This is a genomic window from Natronosalvus vescus, assembly GCF_023973145.1.
Taxonomy (GTDB): Archaea; Halobacteriota; Halobacteria; order Halobacteriales; family Natrialbaceae; genus Natronosalvus; species Natronosalvus vescus.
On record NZ_CP099546.1, the window covers coordinates 1627238 to 1646487 of the forward strand.

The window sequence follows — 19250 nt, forward strand, 5'->3', positions numbered from 1 at the left end:
CAATGTAGCCATACCCATTCGAGTTGCCACGTTGAAGCGAATATTCAAGAGTCTCACGTGCATCCGCACACGCATGGACGATCTCGCTGACGCGGGGATCTACTCCTTCGAATCCTCGTTTCTCGACCGCTACGTACAGGTCGGCATCGCGAGCGGTCGCGTGGTGTCCGTCTCGTTTCCCGACCAGCCCGACCCGAACGCCGTCGAGGGTGATCATCCGATCCTCGAGCGAATCGACGAGTACCTCGAGGGTGTCTCGGAGGTCGCCTTCGACGACGTCGAACTCGCGCTCACCGTGCCCACGGATCAGCGCGCCGTGCTCGAGCAGGTCAGAGCGATCCCCTACGGCGAAAGCGTCGGCGTTCAATCGATCGCCCGCATGACGCCGGGGCTGGATCCCGACGATGACGACGACGCGATCCTCATCCGGACGACCCTCGACGAGAACCCAATTCCGATCGTCATTCCCGACCATCGGGTTCGAGACGGGCCGAGTGCGGCCCCACCGCCGGTCGAACAGAAGTTGCGATCGCTCGAGGAGCTATGACGGGACTGTTTTTCTCTTGTGTACAGCGGGTGTGAGCCGGCTGAACGGTATCAGGAGTCCGTCCACACGGCGAACACGTAGAGACCGATCCCGACGAACACGGCGATCGATGCGATGGCATCGATCAGAATGTCGACGAGGACGACGGCGATAAGCTGCGCGATACCGCCGACGATGAGACAGATTCCCGACCCACCGAGCGGGGAGAACGGTTTCTCTGCGGCAGAAAACAGTACGCCACCGACGCCAAGAGCAACGAACCCAAAGACGATATTCGCCGCGATGCGAGCGTAGATATCGTTTGCGAACTCGCCGTACAGAAACAGGACGAAGTACAGGATGATGCCGAACACGATCGCGCGCTGTACCGTCTCGGAGACGGACTCGAGTGCGTTCATACCGCTCTCGAGGAACCCCGGATGCTTAGCTTTCCGTGATCGGCTCGCCAGGCGATTGCGCCCACTCGAGACCAAGCCCCTCGTGGACGACGAACTCGAGGGCGTTGATGAGGTAATGAGCGACGACGACGACGAGCAGGCTCTGGGTGACGATGAACAGCGCCGCCAGGACGAGTCCGAGCGCGCCGGTGACGATGATTCCGACGGTGCCTTGCATCCCGTGGCCGACGGCAAACGCGAGCGAAGAGCCGACTGCGAGCAGCCAGATCGGGACGTCGAACCCGGCTGAGAGTGCGCCGATCAGCGCGGCTCGAAAGAGCAGTTCCTCGAAAAACGCGATTATCGGGAGGACGAACACGAGCAGCAGGAACCAGCCACGAGCGTCCTCGGGGGCGAGTAATTCGCGGAGGGATTCGTCGTGATCGATGCCCAGGCGGACGGATAGCCCCGCACCGAGCTCGTTCGCCACGTAGAGGGCGATACCGATTCCCGTTCCAACGAGCAGTCCGGTGACCAGATACTCCTGGTCGAACCGTACGCCGAGGGCTTCGGGCGGGATCGCGGCGTACACCGCTGCCCCGAGGATGACGGCAGCGAGGAGCCCCTGTGAGAAGGCGACGTTCGCGAGCAACATCCCCGTCGAGAGGTGGCGTGGATCGTTCCGTCGATGCGGTGACGATCGAGACCCGGCTGCGGGCTGGGCTGGTGTTCGAACGTCGGGGCTGGAAGACGCTGTTGATCGAGTATCGGTCTCGAGGTGACCCGGAGCCACATCGTCCGACGCACCCGTGTTCGATGGGGACGTCCCACCGGAGCTCAGTGGGGGCGATCGTGGCTCCTCGGGGGATGGCGAGTCGCCCTCCCGCTCGAGGGTGGATCCCCGCTCGACTGTTTCGACATCGGAGTCTGCCTCGCCGTCGTCCGACTCAGTGGGATCGGATCGGTGTGGGGCCGATCGTTCCGCGTCCGACGCTTCCCACTCGGCGTCTCGAGGACTCCATTCCTGGGACTCCACGAGCTGTTGCGATGGCTCTTCGAACGCCTGTTGGGTGAGGTACGAGAGAACGAGCAACACCGTCAGGACGACGCCCGTAACAACGGCGAACGTCGCCCACTGAGTCATCTGTCGTGGTCTGATTCGTTACTGCGGGCTCGGGTTCGAACCCGTTCCCGTCCCCGTGACAGTGCTCTGTCCCTCGAGCGCGGAGCCCGTGATGAATTTGAGCCGGTCGAGTAGCGAGTCCTTCTCGGGTTCGCCGATGAGGGCGACCTCGAGTACCTCGCTGATGTTGTCACAGGGGATGATTTCGATCATCTCCTTGTACTCGTCCTCGATCATCACGTCCTGTTCGTTGGTCTTGGGGATGATGACCTTGTCACAGCCGGCTTTCGCCGCAGCCTCGATCTTGTGCGTCACCCCACCGACGGGGAGGACGTCTCCACGAACCGAGAGCGATCCAGTCATCGCGACCGACTGGTCGACCGGGATATCCTCGAGCGCGGAGATGACGGCCGTCGCTACCGTGATGGAGGCGGAGTCACCGTCGACCCCCTGTTGGCCGGCCTGGACGAACTGGATGTGGACGTCCTTCTCCGAGAGGTTCACGTCGGAGAACTTCTTGATGATCGCCGAGACGTTCTGGACGGACTCTTCGGCCATCTCCTTGAGCTGACCGGTGGCGATGACCTGGCCCTGCCCTTGTGCAGGCGCGATTTCGGCCATGACCGGGAGCATGATTCCGGAGTCTTCGCCCATGACGGCCAACCCGTTGACGCGGCCTTCGACGCCGCCTTTGTTGACCTGGAGTTCGTAGTCCTTGCGGCGTTCGATGTAGTCGTCGGCCAACTGCTGTTCGATCGAGCGCGAGCGGCTCTTTGCCTGCAGGACGTGCTCACGCGTCGTGAACTCGGTGTCCTCCGCGCGGGCGATGTCACCGGCAACCCGGACGAGTCCACCGAGGTTCCGGAAGAGAAGCGTGAGGTGCTCCTTTCGGCCGGCCCGGCGCATTGCCTCGAGGATGACCTCCTCGACGGCGTCGCGGGTGAAGTGAGGCAGGCGGCCGTCGCGTTCGACCTCCTGGGCGATGAACCGGGCGTACTTCCGGCGCATCTCGGGGGTGTCCTCGATGGTGTCGTCCATGTAGACCTCGTAGCCGTACCCCTTGATCCGCGAGCGGAGTGCGGGGTGCATGTTCTCCATTGCGTCTAAGTTCCCTGCGGCGATCATGACGAAGTCACAGGGCACGGGCTCGGTTTGCACCATCGCACCCGAGGAGCGCTCGGACTGGCCAGTGATGGCGAACTCGCCTTCCTGGATGGCCGTCATCAGCTTCTGCTGGGTGCGGACGTCGAGCGTGTTAATCTCGTCGACGAACAGCACGCCCTTGTTCGATTTGTGGATCGAACCCGGTTCGACGCGGTCGTGAGACGGCGTCTCCATCCCGCCGGACTGGAACGGGTCGTGACGGACGTCGCCGAGCAGGGCACCGGCGTGGGCGCCCGTCGCGTCCTCGAACGGTGCCGTGCGCTGCTCGCCGTTGTTGACGATCATGTTCGGCACCATGGCATCCATGCCACGGGAGGTGTAGCGGAAGATCAGCCAGATGATACCTGCAGCGAGGATACCCAGTAGGATCTGTCGGGCAATCAGCGCGTAGACGACGATGATCGCGATGATGATCCACATCAGGATCGATCGCATCTGGTTGCGCTTACGGGCTTCCTCTTTGTGTGCGTCGATGATCTGTTCGCCCTTTCCGGCGGGCACCGTCCGAACCTTTGGCTCGTTGCCGTCGTCGGGGTTGTGGTAGACGAGAACGTCCTGGAGATCCTCCTGCGGAAGAAGTTGGCTCATCGCCTTCGCGAGCATCGACTTCCCCGTCCCGGGAGAGCCGATCATCATTACGTGACGACGCTGCTTGGCCGCCTTGATGATGATGTCTCGTGCCTCGTCCTGTCCGATCACCTGATCGACGAGTCGATCAGGCACCTCTATATCGGCCGTCGAGTCGATTTTTAAGCCACCGAGAAGGTCGTCCTCGGCGATTTCTTCGTCGATTTCGACGCCGGGATCGACCTCGACAGCGCTTCCCAGGTCTTCGATCGTCTCGATATCGTCATCGTCGTCTGCAGGTTCCTCGTGTGCGTCGACGCCCGCCGCTCCGTCAATTCCCTCCTCGAGTTTGGCCAGCGAGTCCTCGAGCGGGTCGTCGGGATCGGTTTCGCTGTCCCGTTCGACTGGATCCGACTGGGAATCGCCAGTCCCATCGGTAGCGGAGCCATCGGGTGACTTTGGCTCGTCGTCGCCATCGTGGGGGGCAGTGTCCGTGGACTGGTGTCCCTCCTCGGGATCCCCGTCCTCGTCCGTTGACGGGCCGTCAACGTTCGTATCGTTGCTCATAGAATGCTATTCAGTATGCGAACCGAAGGGATTGCGACTGATATACTTTCTCCCTTCAGTCGATCTCTGGCTGCCACAGAGGAGGCGTTAAACGGTTGAATTCGCCGGTATTTCGTTCGGGCCGACCTCGCCACGCTTAAGAGTCCGACAGCCGAACAGTCAGGTATGAGACGGGGGTTTTACATCGGTCGCTTCCAGCCGTATCACAACGGCCATCACACGATGGTCGAGCGCATCGCCGAGGACGTCGACGAACTCGTCCTCGGGATCGGGAGCGCTGGCGACTCGCATACGACCCGGAATCCGTTTACCGCGGGTGAGCGCATCATGATGCTCACCAAAGCTGTCCAGGAGTTCGACCTCACCACGTACGCCGTGCCGATCGAAGACCTCGAGCGCAACTCCGTGTGGGTCAGCCACGTCCAGAGCATGAGCCCCGACTTCGACGTGGCCTACTCGAACAACCCGCTCGTGATCCAGCTCTTTCGGGAAGCCGGCGTCGAAATACGCCAGTCGCCGATGTTCAAGCGCGAGGTGCTCGAGGGGAGGTCGGTTCGCGAGCGGATGATCGCCGACGAGGACTGGCGATCGCTGGTTCCCGACGCGGTCGTCGAGGTCGTCGAGGAGACCGGCGGCATCGAACGTATTCAGATGGTCGCTGACGACGACTCGAACGGCTCCTGAGAGGATCTGTACTCCTCGAGCGCCCTCGAAAAGCCACAGCCTCTTTATCGAATCGCCCGTCACAGACCGACATGATCACCCTGTCCTCGGATTTTGGGTCGCCGTACCCTGCAGCGATGAAGGGAGTGTTGCTCGAGCGCACCGACAGCCGATTGGTCGACGTCGCCCACGACTTCCCGCGGGGCGATATCCGGGCGAGTGCGTTCTGGCTTCGCGAGGTACTCCCGTACTATCCGCCGGCGACCCACCTCGTGGTCGTCGACCCTGGAGTCGGCACCGATCGACACGCGATCGTCGTTCGAGCCGGTGACCACGTCCTCGTCGGGCCGGATAACGGGGTTCTTCTCCCGGTTGCTCAGCGGCTGGCCGGGCAGGGTGGCGACGGTCACGACGGCGCTTTCGCCGATGCACTCGATGTCTTCAGGGTCGACGAAGACGGCCTCGAGACGCCGGTTCCGACGGGGAGCGAGTCAGCCGACGGGAGTACCACGTTCCACGGCCGCGACGTCTTCGCCCCCGCAGCGGCCGCCGTCGAGAGCCGAAGGGTATCGCTCGACCAATTATCCTGGTCGTCACCGCTCGAATCGCCCGTGGAGTATCGGCTCCCAGCGGCCGAGGTCTCCGACGAGCGCGTGGCTGGCGAAGTGCTCGTCGTCGACGACTTCGGGAATCTAATTACGAATGTTCCAGGAACGGTGCTCGAGGACGTCACGGAGATCGTCGCGAACGGCGATCGGATACCGGTTGGCGACGCGTTCGCCACCGTCCACCCCGGAGAACGGGTCGCCCTCGTCGGCAGCCACGGCAACGTCGAACTGGACGTCAACGACGGCCGCGGCGACGACGCGTTCGGACTCGAGGCGGGTGACGACGTCGTTCTCGAGTGGGTGTGATCGGTGCGCTGACAGCAGTTCGCAGGAACATAGGTGAACGCGTACTACCGATTCCCGTAGCGAGCTTGTATCGACTGTCGCAGCTCCATCGAATATCGGCCGGTGTGACTCGCTGGTGTAGCTGTCACGGTCTCGAGTGCTGTCACCCACTCGAGTACGTTCCACTTTACCGACTCACCGAACAGCGCAAGTGCTCGTGGATGTAGTGTCAGTAGGATTATGCGTGGGTGATGTCCGCGAAGGGAGATCACCTGCATCGTATCGCTCGGCGGCGGTGCCGCCTCGCGTTTCGCGGTCGTGATCGTGAATACGACCGCGCATGCGATGCGTGGGACCGGATTTGAACCGGCGGACCCCTACGGGACAGCGCCCTCAACGCTGCGCCGTTGGCCTAGCTTGGCTACCCACGCTCGCTGCGTCTTTCTGCACTCATCGGTATCCAGTGTGCATATAAAAGCCCTTTCTTTTCTTATCGGGCCTGCGCCGAGGTCACATGGGAACCAATAAGCGGTGAGTTAAAATGTCCCAACGGCCAACATCTGGCATGGCCAAATACTCCACGGGCTCGTCGTCGAGTGGCGGCGGGACGACCTGTGAGCTCTGTGGTGCCGAGAGCGACTCGCTCACTCGAGCAACGGTCGCCGGCGCCGACCTCGAGGTCTGCCCGGACTGTGCCCCCCACAGCGACCAGCAACAATCCGGCCGCTCCCGCTCCCGAGGCGGGCGGTCGGGCTCGCAGTCGTCGGACGAACCGAGCAGAAAGAAGAAAGCGGCCCAGAACGTCGCCCGTGCGAACCCCATCTGGGACGGCGACTCCGAACACTGGGAAAAGGAGGGGACGAACTACGACGACGATCCCCTCCCGTATCTCGTCTCCGGCTACGGTGATCGCCTCGAGCAGGCCCGTCAGGAGGCGGGGTTCAAACGGGACGAACTCGCCGACGAACTGGGCTGTCGGGAGTCAGATCTGCTGGCGATCGAACAGGGACGAGCGACCCAGGCAGGCGTCGGCGGCGGGCTGATTACGGCACTTGAGGACGTCCTCGACGTCGAACTCGCCGAGTAGCGAATCGAGGGGCGAGCCATGTGCCGAGTCGAGAACACGGAACCGATCCACGCGCCGACACGAAAACCGGCTGCCGGCGGCCAGACTTTTATCTACGGACGACACAGGGAGACCAATGAGCGGGCAACGGGCGGCCTCCGAGCCGTACACGACGCGGTTTGAAACCGAGGTGACAGCGGTCGATGGAGCGCGGGTCTGGCTCGAGACGACGTACTTCTACGCCGAAAGCGGCGGACAGCCGGCCGACCAGGGGCGGATCGGTGACGTCCCCGTCGAGGACGTCTACCTCGAGGACGGCGAGCAAGTACACGTCCTCTCGGAGCCGCCGTCGTTTCGATCCGGCCACCGCGTGCTGTGTTCGATCGACTGGTCGTTCCGAATGTACTGCATGCGCGCCCATACCGCGAGCCACGTCCTCTACGGTGCCGGGCGTCGGCTCTTCGACGATCTGGGATACGGTGGGTTCGATATCGGCGAGGAGAAGATCCGCGTCGACCTCGAGACGACGAGCGACATCGACGACGAGGCGCTGGTCGAGCTCGACGAACTGGTCAACCGGGCCGTCTGGGAGTCGCGACCGGTCTCCTGGGAGTCCGTCCCGGTGGCGGACGCCCGCGAGCGCGAGTTCATTGCGTTCAACGAAGCGACCGAGGAGGGAGCGTTCGCGAAGGGACGGGTGCGCGTTGTGACGGTCGGGTCGAAGGACGACAACGGCCGAACGACCAACGGGTCGTCGAACCCGTGGGACGTCGCCGCCTGCGGGGGGACACACGTACGAAACACCCGCGAAATCGGCCCGGTGACGGTACTCGACCGCTCGAATCCCGGCGAGGGGCTCACCAGAGTCGAGTTCGCCGTCGGGCCGCGGGCGATCGACCGCCGGGCAGCCGAAAAACGGGCGGCGTTCACCGCAAAACGAACACTCGGCACCGACGTCTCCTCGATCGGCTCCGAACTGGCGGCGGCACTCGACCGCCAGGACGAACTCAGGCAACAGCTGCGCGACCTCGAGGCCACAGTCGTCGAACGCTCGCTCGAGGCCACGGCACCGATCGAGCGCGAGAATGGGACGTGGCTCGTCACCACCGTCGACGGTATCGAACCGGAAGCGCTCGGCGACGTCGTTCGTGGGGTGCCGGCGACGGCCGCGGACGTGATCGCCGTCGTCGGCGAAACCGACTATCCGTTCGTCGTCGTGCGCACGACCGGCGACGTCGATGCGCAAGCACTCATCGACGACCTGACCGTCGCGTACGGCGGCGGGGGCGGCGGCTCCGAAACGTTCGCCCAGGGCGGTGGCTTCGACGTGGCAGCCGCCGAGATTGTGGGGGCGCTCGAGTCGGGACTGGACTGATTCGAGAGGTAGGGTCGGACTGATTCGAGAGAAGAGCTAATTGACACTCGAGTCGGTGATGAGCTGAACCAGTGTCGGGAGAGTCCCTGCTGGAACAGGGCAGCACGTTTTGTGGATGGCACGTATCGTTCCGAGTACATCGAGCCGGATGCTCGATTTGCCGATTTCAGGATCGAAGTATAAGGTTTTACTACTATGCGAGTCAATGCGTGATTATGGGCATCGATTATTCGCAGCTACACGACCCCAACGCCGAGTACACGATGCGGGATCTCTCGGCTGAGACGATGGGCGTCACCGCAAAGCGCGGGGGCGGACGCGACGTCGAGATTACCGACGTGCAGACGACGATGGTCGACGGAAACTTCCCGTGGACGCTCGTCCGGATCTACACGGACGCGGGCATCGTCGGCACCGGTGAGGCCTACTGGGGCGCAGGCGTCGCCGAACTCGTCGAGCGAATGACGCCGTTCCTGCGAGGGGAGAACCCCCTCGACATCGACCGATTGACCGAACACCTCGTGCAGAAGATGTCCGGGGAAGGATCGCTCGCCGGCGTTACCGTCACCGCCATTTCGGGCATCGAAATCGCGCTCCACGACCTCGCCGGAAAGATCCTCGAGGTGCCCGCCTACCAGCTTCTGGGCGGGAAATACCGCGACGAGATGCGCGTTTACTGTGATTGTCACACCGAGGAGGAAGCCGACCCGATCGCCTGTGCCGAGGAAGCCGAACGGGTCGTCGACGACCTCGGCTACGACGCGCTAAAGTTCGACCTCGACGTGCCCTCCGGGCACGAGAAGGATCGCGCGAACCGCCACCTGCGCGACATCGAAATCGAACACAAAGCGAGCATCGTCGAGGCCGTCACCGAAGCCGTGGGCCACAGAGCCGACGTCGCGTTCGACTGCCACTGGACGTTCTCCGCCGGCAGCGCCAAGCGTCTGGCCGAACGCCTCGAGGAGTACAACGTCTGGTGGCTCGAGGATCCCGTTCCGCCGGAGAATCACGACGTCCAGCGGGAGGTCACCCAGTCGACGACGACGCCGATCACCGTCGGCGAGAACGTCTACCGAAAGCACGGCCAGCGGCAGTTGCTCGAGAAGCAGGCGGTCGACATCATCGCACCGGACATGCCGAAAGTCGGCGGGATGCGCGAGACGCGGAAGATCGCCGATTTGGCGGACATGTACTACGTTCCGGTGGCGATGCACAACGTCGCGTCGCCGATTGCGACGATGGCGTCAGCTCACGTCGGCGCAGCGATTCCGAACTCGCTGGCGGTCGAGTACCACAGCTACGAACTCGGCTGGTGGGAGGATCTGGTCGAGGAGGACGTCATCGAGGAGGGTTACATCGAGATCCCCGAGGAGCCCGGTCTCGGCCTGACGCTCGACATGGACGCCGTCGAAGAACACATGGTCGAGGGCGAGGAGTTGTTCGACGAAGCGTAAGAGACGTCGAGTTCGGAATCTGTGTTCGTTTGGGATGTTTGTGGTCGACGGATCGCCGTCTTCGCGGATTTGACCAGATTCGAGCACCATCCGCCGAGCGTCTCAGGTCGATGGGATCGTGTCGTGTCCGCCTCGCTCGATTCCAATCCAAAGTTTCCACCGGTAACACGGCGATTACGCGTACGAAGGCGCTCAGTACTGTATCGTCTCTCGTTCTAATCTCTCCGTGAAACTGGAACGATTTGTCCTGCTTTACGTCCCGGGGTGGACGGTATAAACGTCATGGACGACCACCCTGAAGAATCTGAAGGCAGCCGATTATCGGCAGACAGAGAGACGATTCGCCGCTGGGCGGACGAACACACCGCGATACCAGTCCAACACCGGGACGAGTCGGATCGCTACCGCATCATTTCGGAGTCCGAAGCGACCGACGATCACGAGACGGTGGATTGGGACGATTTCTTTGCCCAACTCGACGAGGACGATCACGTCGTCATTTATCACGGCACGGAGACGTCCAACCCCTTCGAGGTAACCCGCCGTGAAGACGCACTTACGCGAAGTAGCGTCGACCGAGAGGACTTGAAAGACCGACTCCTCGAGGGGGAGACGGTAACGACAGAGGTGACAGAGACGACCGTCGTCGAGAGCGTCGTCGTCGAGGAGGCGACAATCGAGAGCAAACTCGTCGACACCGAGGTGATCGACGAGAGCGTGTTCGATGTCGAACTCCTGATGCGCGAGTGTACGAACTGTAGCCTACACGACGAGGGCACCGTCGAAAACAGAGAGTGGTTCGACGAGGATCGATACCTCGATTCGGTAGCGAGTACGGAATCTGAGCCGATGGAGACTGAGATGGGCTCCATGGAATCGACTTCAGCGATCCCGTACTCCGCCGAGTTGGACGTCGAGGAAACGTGGGCGGTCACTCGCGGGTTCACCGAGCGGTTCACCGTCGAGAGCCACGTTGCGGGCACCGACGTCGTCGAGACCGATACCGTCGAGGATCGCGACATCGATATCGAGGGGCTCCAGCGAACGATAGCCGAGAGCGACCTCCTGGATCTCGATATGTCGCCCGAGAACGTCCTGGTACAGTGTGATATCGAGACGGAGTTCAGCGACGACGACCGAATTCACACCCACTTCACCCGCGAACACGTCGTCGAAGACGAGGTGGTCGATCGCAAGCGCCTGTACGCCGACGTCACCGGGGGCGAACTGTTGACGATGGAGACGGTTCACAGCGAGGAAGTGGCCACCGAAGACGCCGGAGCGATGTCGGGCGACACGACGGAAGGGGGCGTCGCGCAGACCACCGAAGACATCGGAGAGCCGGGCGAAGGTGAACCCGTCGAAGGAACTGCGCGAGTAACGCTGTCGGACGATGAGATCGGAAAAACGGTCGTCGACGCAACAGACGAAGAACTCGGGATGGTAACCGGTGTCGACGATAGCGCCCAAATTATGTACGTCGACGCGCACCCGGGTATCACCGAACGGATCAAAGCTACGCTCGAGTGGGGCGACGTCGACGAGGATGACGTCCCGGTGGAAGTCGACCAGATTCAACGCATTACCGACGACCGCGTCCAACTCAAGGAGGCAGAACACCTGTAATTTCACGAACGGCCTGTTACGGACGAGGACAACCGGGAGGTTTCGTCGGCACTCACGCCGCCAGGACACTTCACCGTCTTATCGTCGTGATCAGCTTCGAGCTCGGTATTTTCGTCGCTACAAGGCGAACGCTGTGATCCAACTGAACTGTCCGCGTCGATTTCGTCGGGGGCACGCCCGATCCGCTCGAGTTCGTCTTCGATGTCGGTCGTGCGTTCGGCTTCGTCCTCGTACGGTCGGTCGGTGTCGTCTTCGGCTATGGATTAATCCCTTGTGTGGTGTCCAGACCGAGGACACAAGTGGGGCGACCGTCATCTGCAACGGCAGGTGTGGGCTCGACGTGCTGGCAGAAAAGAAAGACAGATAAAAGGCGACGCAGTGTGAACACACAGATATGGACGTTCCCTACGATCTCACCTCGTACGTGCGGGTGCTGAAGATGGCGACGACGCCCACGCGCGAGGAGTTCATGCAAGTGTCAAAGATCGCCGGGGCGGGAATCCTGCTCGTCGGTTTCATCGGATTCCTGATCGGCGTGATCATGATGATCCTCACCGGCGGTGGATTCTGATGGCCATCTTCGCAGTCAAAACCACGGCGAGTCAGGAGCAGACCGTCGCCGACATGATCATTAACCGCGAAGAACCGGACGTACACGCCGCCCTCGCCCCCGACTCGCTGACCTCCTACGTGATGGTCGAGGCCGACAACGACGCCGTACTCGAGCGGTTGCTCGAGGACATTCCTCACGCGCGAACGGTAATTCCCGGGAAGTCGGACATCACCGAAGTCGAGCACTTCCTCTCACCCAAGCCGGACGTGGAGGGGATCGCCGAGGGCGACATCGTCGAACTCATCGCTGGCCCGTTCAAGGGCGAGAAGGCGCAGGTACAGCGGATCGACGAAGGGAAAGATCAGGTGACCGTCGAGTTGTACGAGGCGACGGTGCCGATTCCGGTGACAGTTCGGGGCGATCAGATTCGGGTGCTGGATTCCGACGAGCGGTAACGGACTCGAGCCGTTCTGGGGGATCGGTCTTTTTACATCCTATCATTTGATATCCCTGGTCAAATCCGTCGCTCGCGAGAGGCGCTTCCTGCACGTCAACTCAGAAGTTACAACCGGCCTCCTCTTGCTCTTCGACGTCCTTCGCCATCACGAGACTACGTTCAGAACCGTCCACAATCCATACGTCAGCAAAGAGGCAGTCGCCCGCCGTTTCCTCCTCGTGGAGGTTCGTTACATTGGCTACCTGTAGCTCGTCTACACCACTGATTACGAAATACAGATCGTAATCGGCTGGTTCAGACGACCACGCCGGCTCGATCCACACCTCGTCAGTAGCGTTGATTTCGCTGGTGTCGCGGTACACGATCTCATTGTTTCTTTCGATCAACAGATCCACTCGATGTGTTTCGTCCGTCGTATTAGCGATACGGACGCTTCCAAGTCGAATGCCCGACTCCGACTCACCAGACAACCGTTCCATACAACCTGCAGTAGTCGAAATTCCGAGAATAGAAAGGAGTAGACGGCGAGAAACCACTGGATCGTACACACGTCACCATATTCAGCTCACAATATAAACGTTCAGCACGGATCGACACGTGAAACACTGTACCTGAATACACACCCGAACACAAGAGGAGGCATCGAACCGTGTGTAACTCGTTCGTTACGAAGGGTACGTCTCGAGGGGATTCGGACAAGCAATCGCTCGAGCCACTACACACGACCCGGCTGATCGCGCGGAACGGTCAGGACGGCCCCTCGAGGAACTCCGCGAGGCGCTGTGTATCCACCACCCCGTCGATCTCCTCTAACAGATCCTCTCGGTGACGGACGTCCTCGGCGTCGGCACCGTAGGCGCGGACGTACTCCGCGCGGCTGTGTTCGGTGAACACGTGTCGGATCGCGAGATAGCCGTCGGGGACGATCGTCCCGCAGACGTCACACTCGAGGCGTTCGTGCGTTTGTACCTGGTGCGCAATAGCCGACTCGACGTCGTCGAACACTGCCCCACAGTCGTCGATTCCACATTCCCAGGCCATTCACTCTCACTCGAGATACTCGGGCGGTTCTTAAAGGTTTTTTCGCCCGTGTTGATGGATCGATCCCCGGAGCCAGGAAATCAACATCCATATCTTCTCGCTCGGAAAAGGAACGCCCGTGAGCGATGGAGAGCCTGTCCGAGTCGATTGCCACGTGAAGGTGCTGAACGATCGTGTCGTCGAGTACGCTCGACAGGCCGGCATCGAGGTCCTGGTGTACGCCCCTCATTTCACCCGACTCCCAGAGATCCGCGAGCAGGCGTGGGCGTACTCGACGGAGGCTGTACAGGTATTCCCGGCACGGGAGGTGTTCACGGGATCGTGGCGTGACCGAAAACACGTCCTCGCGATCGGGCTCGAGGAAGCGGTGCCCGATTTTATTACGCTCGAAGCCGCGATGGAGGAGTTCGAGCGCCAGGGGGCAGCAGTGCTGGCTCCCCATCCGGAGTTTCTGAACGTCTCATTGACTGGTGACGATCTCCGCCGATACCGAGAGATCATCGACGCCGTCGAAATTTTCAATCCGAAACACCTGCCGGTGCACAACCGACGGGCGAAACGACTCGCCAGCGAACTCGACCTCGCTCAGTTCACCTCCTCGTACGCCCACCTCCCGAGTTCGGTGGGCGTCTCACACGTCGCGTTCGAGCGACCGATCGAGACGGAAGCCGACCTCGTGGAGGCACTTCGCGAAGATGCACCGCGACGCATCGTCTACGACAACGGATTCCGCCGCGTGCGGACGACTACGGCGGAACTCGGTCACCTCCTGTACGAAAACACCTGGGAAAAAATCGATCGACTGCTCCTCTCGGGGACGGAGCCCACTCATCCCGACCACATCTTCTACGAGGGACGTTTTGACGACGTCTCGGTGTACTGACGGCGGTGCTATTGTGAGTGGTAATTCTGGGTTCTCGAGAGCGTTCCACGAGCAATCACGAACCCTGATCACGATCGGCCGACCGATCAGCGGTACTCGACTCGAGTGACTCGTCCCCTCGAGCAACGGCGAGCGTTCGCCGAACCCGATCCCAGTGACTGCCTTTCCAGAAGTGCTGGTCGCACGTCCGGCACTGCCAGACGGGACGTTCGCTGGTATCCGGTGCGTATGACGGCGTGGTGAACCCGACGGAGACTGCCTCGAGTTCCCCGTTGCACCGCCCACAGCGCCACGGTTCGGATGGCAGCGTGAGATCGACGCCAGCCTCGTACAGTGTGCGTAACTGATCGGAAACGTCCCGGGACTCGAGGAGGATGCTATCGTCGGCCCGCCGAGCGAGTTCGACGTCCCGTGTGACGACGGTTCGTCCCTCCCTGGTGGCGGCTTCGAGGACATCGTCGTCGTGCTCCAGGTCGCGATCGCCGGCGTACAGCGTGTCGTGGCCACACATCCGACAGTGAGCGACGAGACCGCCGCACATGACGTCGATGAGGAGTTTCATACGGATAGGAGAAAAGGTCGAGCGTGCAGCGATCAGTGAAGGAACTCGCGAAGGCGATCGACGTCCCACGTGTTGATCACGTCGTCCGCCTCGGCCCACCCTCGCCGGGCCGTGTGGACGCCCCAGCGGACGTACTCGAGGGTCGCCGGCCGATGGGCGTCCGTGTTGATCGCGATCGTCGCTCCAGCATCGATTGCGGCCTGGATCGCGCTCCCCCAGAGATCGAGCCGCCGGGGGTTGCTGTTGACCTCGAGTGCCGTTCCGTGGTCTGCGGCTGCGGCCCCCAGCGTTTCGGCGTCGATGGCGAGCCCCTCGCGTTCGTTGAGCAATCGACCGCTCGGGTGCCCGAGGATGTCGACCGCGGGGTTCTCGATCGCTCGGAGGAGTCGTCGTTCGGCGTCGCCAGGATCCTGATCGAGCGCGCTGTGTGGCGAGGCGACGATCACGTCGAGCACGTCGATCACGTCGTCACCGAGCCCGATGGCCCCGTCGGCGTCGACGTTCGCCTCGATGCCGGCGAACACCTCGAGGTCGACCGTGTCAGCGACCTCGCGGATCGCCTCGACTTGCTCGAGGATCTCTTTGTCGCTCAACCCGACACCGCCGACGATGCCGGGGCCGTCCGCGTGGTCAGCGATGGCGTAGTAATCGTAGCCGGCGGCCTCGGCGGCGGCGACCATCTCCTCGATCGTGTTGTTGCCGTCCGACCAGTTCGTGTGGGTGTGGAGGTCGCCCCGGATCTGCTCTCGCGTGAGAAGATCGGGGAGGTCGCCGGCGGCAGCCGCGTCGATCTCGCCGCGATCCTCGCGAAGTTCCGGCGGGATCAACGGCAATCCGAGGGCTTCGTACATCCCGGCCTCGGTCTCGCCGGCAACTCGGTCGCCCACGCGCTGGCCGGCGTCCGGATCGTCGATTCCACTGACGTCGAAGGCACCGTACTCGTTGAGTTTCATCCCCCGGTCGATGGCGTAGTTGCGCAACCGGACGTTGTGATCCTTGCTTCCGGTGAAGTACTGGAGCGCCGAGCCGTACTCCTCGGGAACGACGACGCGGAGGTCGACGCGAACGTCGCCGACGCGGACGCTGGCCTTCGACGGACCGGACTCGATTTCGTCGTCGACGGAGTCCCAGGCGACGAACGACTCGACGACGTTTTCGCCCGATTCGGTCGCCGCGAGGACGTCCACGTCGCCGATCGTCTCCCGCCAGCGCCGGATTGAGCCGGCGACCTCACACCGTTCGACGGCCTCGAGCGACTCGAGGAAGGTCAGCACGTCGTCGGCCAGCGGTCTGGCTTCCCCGAGCAGTTGTCGCTCGCCGATCGTGCGGGCGAACTCGATGTTCTCGAGGATGTTCTGTTCGGTTTTCGCGCCGAAACCCGACACCGACTGGATCTCGCCGGCCTCGGCGGCCGCTTCCAGGTCGCCGAGGGTTTCGATCCCGAGGGCGCGGTACAGTGTGCCCACGGTTTTCGGGCCGACGCCCTCGACCCGGGTTAGCGCGGCCATCTCGACGGGGAGTTCCTCGCGGAGTTCCTCGAGTTCTTCGATAGTTCCGGTCTCGACGTACTCGACGATTTTCGAGCCGATGGCGTCGCCGACCCCTTCGATGTTCTCGACGGCGTCCTCGTCCCCGGCTGCGACCTGCTCGGCGATCGGTACCGGATGGGCGCGGATGTTGTCGGCGGCCCGCCGGTAGGCGCGTGGTTTGTACTCGACGTCGTTGGCGTCCAGCAGGTCTGCAAACTCGTCGAATCGGGCCGCGAGTTCGGCGTTGGTTGCCATTACCGCCCCCTCCGTGTCGCTGCCCCGTCCTCGCGTCCGAGGGCCTTCTGCAGGAACGTCATCCATCGCTTCTTGTCCGCCATCTGCTGGGCCTGTTGCTCGCGTTCGAGATCGGTCGGGCCCAGGCTCTCGAGGGCGTTGAGCGCCCGGTCGATGCCGATGATCGAGGTGACCAGCCGTTCACCCTCTTCGCGGGTGATGTCCCCGTCTTCGATTTGCTGGACGCGCTGAAGGCGCTCTCTTCGCAGATTCTTCTTCGCCTGCTCGACGCGTTCGCGCTCGCCCGAGGGTACCGTGTCCCGGCGCTTGATTTCGAAGACGAACTGTCGGAGGTCGATCGACTCCCCCTGGACGGTGATCTCCTCGGGGATGTCCGCACCGATGGTCGCGCCCTCCCGACCGACGCGCTCGAGCAGCTGTTTGCGCTCGTACTCTTTCACACCCGGTAGTGGGGCCTGTGGGGGCAAAAATCCTCGTCACGTCGGCTCTCGAGCGACTCATAACCCCAAACCCCATAGCATCGCGCCACATACGGGCCGCCAATGGCAACGTGTGACGTGTGTGGGAAAAACGAAAGCATGCCGTACAACTGTCGGCACTGCGGGGGCACCTACTGTGGGGAGCACCGCTTGCCGGAGAACCACAACTGTACGGGGCTTCACAACTGGAACGACCCGAAAGGGGTGTTCGACAGCGGGTTCGACGATAGCGTCAACGGTGGCGGAAAATCGAAGGCCTCGAGTCTGAGCGACAAACTGCCGATCGAAACGGGGCCGGGTGGTCCGCTGGCGTACTTCCGTGGGAACATGACGTACACGTTCTTGGCGCTGATGTGGCTGACGTTCCTCGCACAGATCCTCGTCAGCACGATTTTCGGGAGCGGAGCCATGCGATTTCTGTTCGTCCTTACTCCCCAGAATCCCGAGTACGTCTGGACGTGGGTCACGTCTATCTTCGCTCACGGCGGCTTCATGCACATCGTCTTCAACAGCATCGTGATCTTCTTCTTCGGGCCGCTCGTCGAGCGCTACGTCGGTTCTCGGAAGTTCGCGATCCTCTTTATCGTTAGCGGCGCTCTTGCCGGCCTGAGCCAGATCGGTATCCAGATCGTCGAGGGCGTCCCGCCGGCTCCGTTCGGGGGCGTCCTCGGCGCGAGTGGCGCTGCCCTCGCGATTATGGGTGTGTTGACGATCCTGAACCCAAACCTCAAAGTCTACCTCTACTTCATTCTCCCGGTTCCAATCTGGTTGCTTGCGGCAGGGACAGCACTCATTAGTGTCGCCTTCATCGGCGGTGGCGCGGCCGGTGCTGGTGGAATCGCCCACGCGGCCCACCTCGTCGGCCTGGTGGTCGGCCTGGCCTACGGCGAGTACGTCAAACGAACCCAGAACATTCGAACACAAAACCAGTTCCAGCTCGGTGGTGGGCCGGGCGGTCCAGGCGGGCCGGGTGGCCCAGGTGGCCCCGGTCGCGGTCGCTTCTAACCGCTCGAGTCGCGTACACCGATTTTCGGTTCCCTATCCCCCCCGTTCATCGCTCCGACCATGTCATCGAACCCACGACCCGACCTCGCACCGGATCCCTCGCTTTCGCGAGCCGAGATGGAAGCCCTGCAATCCGTAATCGCTGAGGCGGCGATCTTCGAGGACGATTTCGCGTTCGATCCGGCAGCCGTGACGGCTTCGCTCGAGCATCCGACGTCGAAATCGGTCGGCGGGCAGACCACGTTGACCCAGGACGGCGACCGCGACCAGGAGCAAGATCACGACAACGAGCACGGCCACGATCACGAGCAAGACCGTGAGCAAGAGCACGACCACGACCTCGACGACCCGCCGCTCGTCGCCGGCGTCGATCAATCGTTCCTCCTCGAACGTGAGCCGGAACAGGCACTCAGCGCCATCGTCGTCGTACAGGCGGGCGAGGTAGTCGAACGAACTGCCGCCGTGACACCCCTCGAGATCCCCTACATCCCGGGACTGCTGGCCTTCCGGGAAGGCGGGCCGATCCTCGAGGCCGTCGAGACCCTCTCCTGTGATCCCGACCTGTTTCTCTTCGACGGCAGCGGCCGTATTCACTTCAGACAGGCGGGGATTGCGACCCACATGGGCGTCGTCGTCGACGTCCCCAGCATCGGCGTCGCAAAGAGCCTCCTCTGTGGGAATCCAGTGGACGACCTCGAGGGGCTCGAGACCGGGTCGCGTGTCGCCATCGAGGCCGGTTCGGGGTCGCGGGTAGACGCACCGGCAGGAACCCTGCTCGGCTACGCCGTCCAGACCAGGCAGTACGAGTCGCCGAATCGCCACATCAATCCGCTGTACGTCAGTCCCGGCCACCGTATTGGCCCGGAGACGGCCGCCGATATCGTCTGCGGACTCACGGCAGGGTACAAACTCCCGGAGCCGGTTCGGCTGGCCGATCAGTATGCCGATGAGGCGAAGCGCGAACACTGCCTCGACAGCGATCACGACCACGACCACGGCCACGATCGGGATCACGACCACGACCTCGAGTAAGCTGATCCTATGCCACAGAACGTATGTGGCCA

20 protein-coding genes and 1 tRNA gene are annotated in these 19250 nt (G+C 62.4%); 12 read left to right on the top strand and 9 right to left on the bottom strand.

Annotated features, from left to right (window positions below; all coding sequences use genetic code 11):
- The first annotated feature begins 73 nt into the window (after window positions 1–73).
- Window positions 74–547: an MGMT family protein gene (locus tag NGM68_RS07795; RefSeq protein ID WP_252701084.1), complete on the top strand. Its 474-nt coding sequence runs from the start codon at window positions 74–76 to the stop codon at window positions 545–547.
- Between the two features lie 50 nt (window positions 548–597).
- Here the strand turns inward: NGM68_RS07795 and NGM68_RS07800 are convergent, their stop codons facing one another.
- Genes NGM68_RS07800 through lonB form a run of 3 tightly spaced genes read right to left on the bottom strand, consistent with a single transcriptional unit; the run spans window position 598 to window position 4345 of the window.
- Window positions 598–945, bottom strand: coding sequence for a hypothetical protein (locus NGM68_RS07800; RefSeq protein WP_252701085.1), 348 nt, complete (start codon window positions 943–945; stop codon window positions 598–600).
- Window positions 946–970: 25 nt separating this feature from the next.
- Window positions 971–2068: a CPBP family intramembrane glutamic endopeptidase gene (locus NGM68_RS07805; RefSeq protein WP_252701086.1), complete on the bottom strand. Its 1098-nt coding sequence runs from the start codon at window positions 2066–2068 to the stop codon at window positions 971–973.
- Window positions 2069–2086: 18 nt separating this feature from the next.
- The gene (gene lonB, locus NGM68_RS07810) at window positions 2087–4345 is read right to left on the bottom strand and encodes an ATP-dependent protease LonB (protein ID WP_252701087.1); all 2259 of its coding nucleotides are present in this window, start codon (window positions 4343–4345) and stop codon (window positions 2087–2089) included.
- Between the two features lie 165 nt (window positions 4346–4510).
- On the opposite strand from lonB, the gene NGM68_RS07815 reads away from it, so the two are divergent.
- Entirely contained in the window at window positions 4511–5029 is a 519-nt protein-coding gene (locus NGM68_RS07815) for a nicotinamide-nucleotide adenylyltransferase (RefSeq protein WP_252701088.1), read from the top strand.
- Between the two features lie 71 nt (window positions 5030–5100).
- Window positions 5101–5922, top strand: a complete 822-nt coding sequence (locus NGM68_RS07820) for an SAM hydrolase/SAM-dependent halogenase family protein (RefSeq protein ID WP_252701089.1) — start codon at window positions 5101–5103, stop codon at window positions 5920–5922.
- Window positions 5923–6247: 325 nt separating this feature from the next.
- On the opposite strand, the gene NGM68_RS07825 is transcribed toward NGM68_RS07820, so the two are convergent.
- Window positions 6248–6332, bottom strand: a tRNA-Leu gene (locus tag NGM68_RS07825).
- Window positions 6333–6466: 134 nt separating this feature from the next.
- On the opposite strand from NGM68_RS07825, the gene NGM68_RS07830 reads away from it, so the two are divergent.
- The 6 genes from NGM68_RS07830 to NGM68_RS07860 all read left to right on the top strand — a co-directional run bounded on the left by NGM68_RS07830 (window position 6467) and on the right by NGM68_RS07860 (window position 12430).
- The gene (locus tag NGM68_RS07830) at window positions 6467–6988 is read left to right on the top strand and encodes a helix-turn-helix domain-containing protein (RefSeq protein ID WP_252701090.1); all 522 of its coding nucleotides are present in this window, start codon (window positions 6467–6469) and stop codon (window positions 6986–6988) included.
- A gap of 115 nt (window positions 6989–7103) precedes the next feature.
- The gene (locus tag NGM68_RS07835) at window positions 7104–8342 is read left to right on the top strand and encodes an alanyl-tRNA editing protein (RefSeq protein WP_252701091.1); all 1239 of its coding nucleotides are present in this window, start codon (window positions 7104–7106) and stop codon (window positions 8340–8342) included.
- A gap of 215 nt (window positions 8343–8557) precedes the next feature.
- The gene (locus NGM68_RS07840) at window positions 8558–9796 is read left to right on the top strand and encodes a mandelate racemase/muconate lactonizing enzyme family protein (RefSeq protein WP_252701092.1); all 1239 of its coding nucleotides are present in this window, start codon (window positions 8558–8560) and stop codon (window positions 9794–9796) included.
- 282 nt (window positions 9797–10078) lie between these two features.
- On the top strand, window positions 10079–11422 hold the full coding sequence (locus NGM68_RS07845; RefSeq protein ID WP_252701093.1) for a hypothetical protein: 1344 nt from the start codon (window positions 10079–10081) through the stop codon (window positions 11420–11422).
- A 394-nt stretch (window positions 11423–11816) separates the two neighbouring features.
- Window positions 11817–11993: a protein translocase SEC61 complex subunit gamma gene (locus NGM68_RS07855; protein ID WP_252701094.1), complete on the top strand. Its 177-nt coding sequence runs from the start codon at window positions 11817–11819 to the stop codon at window positions 11991–11993.
- On the top strand, window positions 11993–12430 hold the full coding sequence (locus NGM68_RS07860) for a transcription elongation factor Spt5 (RefSeq protein WP_252701095.1): 438 nt from the start codon (window positions 11993–11995) through the stop codon (window positions 12428–12430). The genes NGM68_RS07855 and NGM68_RS07860 overlap by 1 nt, the downstream gene beginning before the upstream one ends.
- Before the next feature lie 100 nt (window positions 12431–12530).
- Here NGM68_RS07860 and NGM68_RS07865 read toward each other — a convergent pair whose 3' ends face one another.
- On the bottom strand, window positions 12531–12980 hold the full coding sequence (locus tag NGM68_RS07865) for a hypothetical protein (RefSeq protein ID WP_252701096.1): 450 nt from the start codon (window positions 12978–12980) through the stop codon (window positions 12531–12533).
- 199 nt (window positions 12981–13179) lie between these two features.
- Complete coding sequence (locus NGM68_RS07870) at window positions 13180–13473, bottom strand: DUF7565 family protein (protein ID WP_252701097.1); 294 nt, start codon at window positions 13471–13473, stop codon at window positions 13180–13182.
- Window positions 13474–13591: 118 nt separating this feature from the next.
- On the opposite strand from NGM68_RS07870, the gene NGM68_RS07875 reads away from it, so the two are divergent.
- The gene (locus NGM68_RS07875; protein WP_252701098.1) at window positions 13592–14356 is read left to right on the top strand and encodes a PHP-associated domain-containing protein; all 765 of its coding nucleotides are present in this window, start codon (window positions 13592–13594) and stop codon (window positions 14354–14356) included.
- 55 nt (window positions 14357–14411) lie between these two features.
- On the opposite strand, the gene NGM68_RS07880 is transcribed toward NGM68_RS07875, so the two are convergent.
- The 3 genes from NGM68_RS07880 to NGM68_RS07890 are packed head-to-tail and all read right to left on the bottom strand — an operon-like array spanning window position 14412 to window position 17142.
- On the bottom strand, window positions 14412–14918 hold the full coding sequence (locus tag NGM68_RS07880) for a DUF5615 family PIN-like protein (protein ID WP_252701099.1): 507 nt from the start codon (window positions 14916–14918) through the stop codon (window positions 14412–14414).
- A gap of 32 nt (window positions 14919–14950) precedes the next feature.
- Entirely contained in the window at window positions 14951–16702 is a 1752-nt protein-coding gene (gene polX / locus NGM68_RS07885; RefSeq protein ID WP_252701100.1) for a DNA polymerase/3'-5' exonuclease PolX, read from the bottom strand.
- Complete coding sequence (locus NGM68_RS07890; protein ID WP_252701101.1) at window positions 16702–17142, bottom strand: DUF5788 family protein; 441 nt, start codon at window positions 17140–17142, stop codon at window positions 16702–16704. The genes polX and NGM68_RS07890 overlap by 1 nt, the downstream gene beginning before the upstream one ends.
- A gap of 102 nt (window positions 17143–17244) precedes the next feature.
- On the opposite strand from NGM68_RS07890, the gene NGM68_RS07895 reads away from it, so the two are divergent.
- Both NGM68_RS07895 and NGM68_RS07900 read left to right on the top strand, forming a co-directional pair.
- A complete protein-coding gene (locus tag NGM68_RS07895; protein WP_252701102.1) occupies window positions 17245–18186 on the top strand; it encodes a rhomboid family intramembrane serine protease in 942 nt (313 codons plus the stop codon).
- 60 nt (window positions 18187–18246) lie between these two features.
- Entirely contained in the window at window positions 18247–19218 is a 972-nt protein-coding gene (locus NGM68_RS07900; protein ID WP_252701103.1) for an endonuclease V, read from the top strand.
- The last annotated feature ends 32 nt before the right edge of the window (window positions 19219–19250 follow it).

Excerpts from the sequence above, each read along its gene's own strand:
- NGM68_RS07795 (WP_252701084.1), top strand. The coding sequence starts at position 74 with ATGGACGATCTCGCTGACGCGGGGATCTACTCCTTCGAATCCTCGTTT.
- NGM68_RS07800 (WP_252701085.1), bottom strand. The coding sequence starts at position 945 with ATGAACGCACTCGAGTCCGTCTCCGAGACGGTACAGCGCGCGATCGTG.
- NGM68_RS07805 (WP_252701086.1), bottom strand. The coding sequence starts at position 2,068 with ATGACTCAGTGGGCGACGTTCGCCGTTGTTACGGGCGTCGTCCTGACG.
- lonB (WP_252701087.1), bottom strand. The coding sequence starts at position 4,345 with ATGAGCAACGATACGAACGTTGACGGCCCGTCAACGGACGAGGACGGG.
- NGM68_RS07815 (WP_252701088.1), top strand. The coding sequence starts at position 4,511 with ATGAGACGGGGGTTTTACATCGGTCGCTTCCAGCCGTATCACAACGGC.
- NGM68_RS07820 (WP_252701089.1), top strand. The coding sequence starts at position 5,101 with ATGATCACCCTGTCCTCGGATTTTGGGTCGCCGTACCCTGCAGCGATG.
- NGM68_RS07830 (WP_252701090.1), top strand. The coding sequence starts at position 6,467 with ATGGCCAAATACTCCACGGGCTCGTCGTCGAGTGGCGGCGGGACGACC.
- NGM68_RS07835 (WP_252701091.1), top strand. The coding sequence starts at position 7,104 with ATGAGCGGGCAACGGGCGGCCTCCGAGCCGTACACGACGCGGTTTGAA.
- NGM68_RS07840 (WP_252701092.1), top strand. The coding sequence starts at position 8,558 with ATGGGCATCGATTATTCGCAGCTACACGACCCCAACGCCGAGTACACG.
- NGM68_RS07845 (WP_252701093.1), top strand. The coding sequence starts at position 10,079 with ATGGACGACCACCCTGAAGAATCTGAAGGCAGCCGATTATCGGCAGAC.
- NGM68_RS07855 (WP_252701094.1), top strand. The coding sequence starts at position 11,817 with ATGGACGTTCCCTACGATCTCACCTCGTACGTGCGGGTGCTGAAGATG.
- NGM68_RS07860 (WP_252701095.1), top strand. The coding sequence starts at position 11,993 with ATGGCCATCTTCGCAGTCAAAACCACGGCGAGTCAGGAGCAGACCGTC.
- NGM68_RS07870 (WP_252701097.1), bottom strand. The coding sequence starts at position 13,473 with ATGGCCTGGGAATGTGGAATCGACGACTGTGGGGCAGTGTTCGACGAC.
- NGM68_RS07880 (WP_252701099.1), bottom strand. The coding sequence starts at position 14,918 with ATGAAACTCCTCATCGACGTCATGTGCGGCGGTCTCGTCGCTCACTGT.
- polX (WP_252701100.1), bottom strand. The coding sequence starts at position 16,702 with ATGGCAACCAACGCCGAACTCGCGGCCCGATTCGACGAGTTTGCAGAC.
- NGM68_RS07895 (WP_252701102.1), top strand. The coding sequence starts at position 17,245 with ATGGCAACGTGTGACGTGTGTGGGAAAAACGAAAGCATGCCGTACAAC.
- NGM68_RS07900 (WP_252701103.1), top strand. The coding sequence starts at position 18,247 with ATGTCATCGAACCCACGACCCGACCTCGCACCGGATCCCTCGCTTTCG.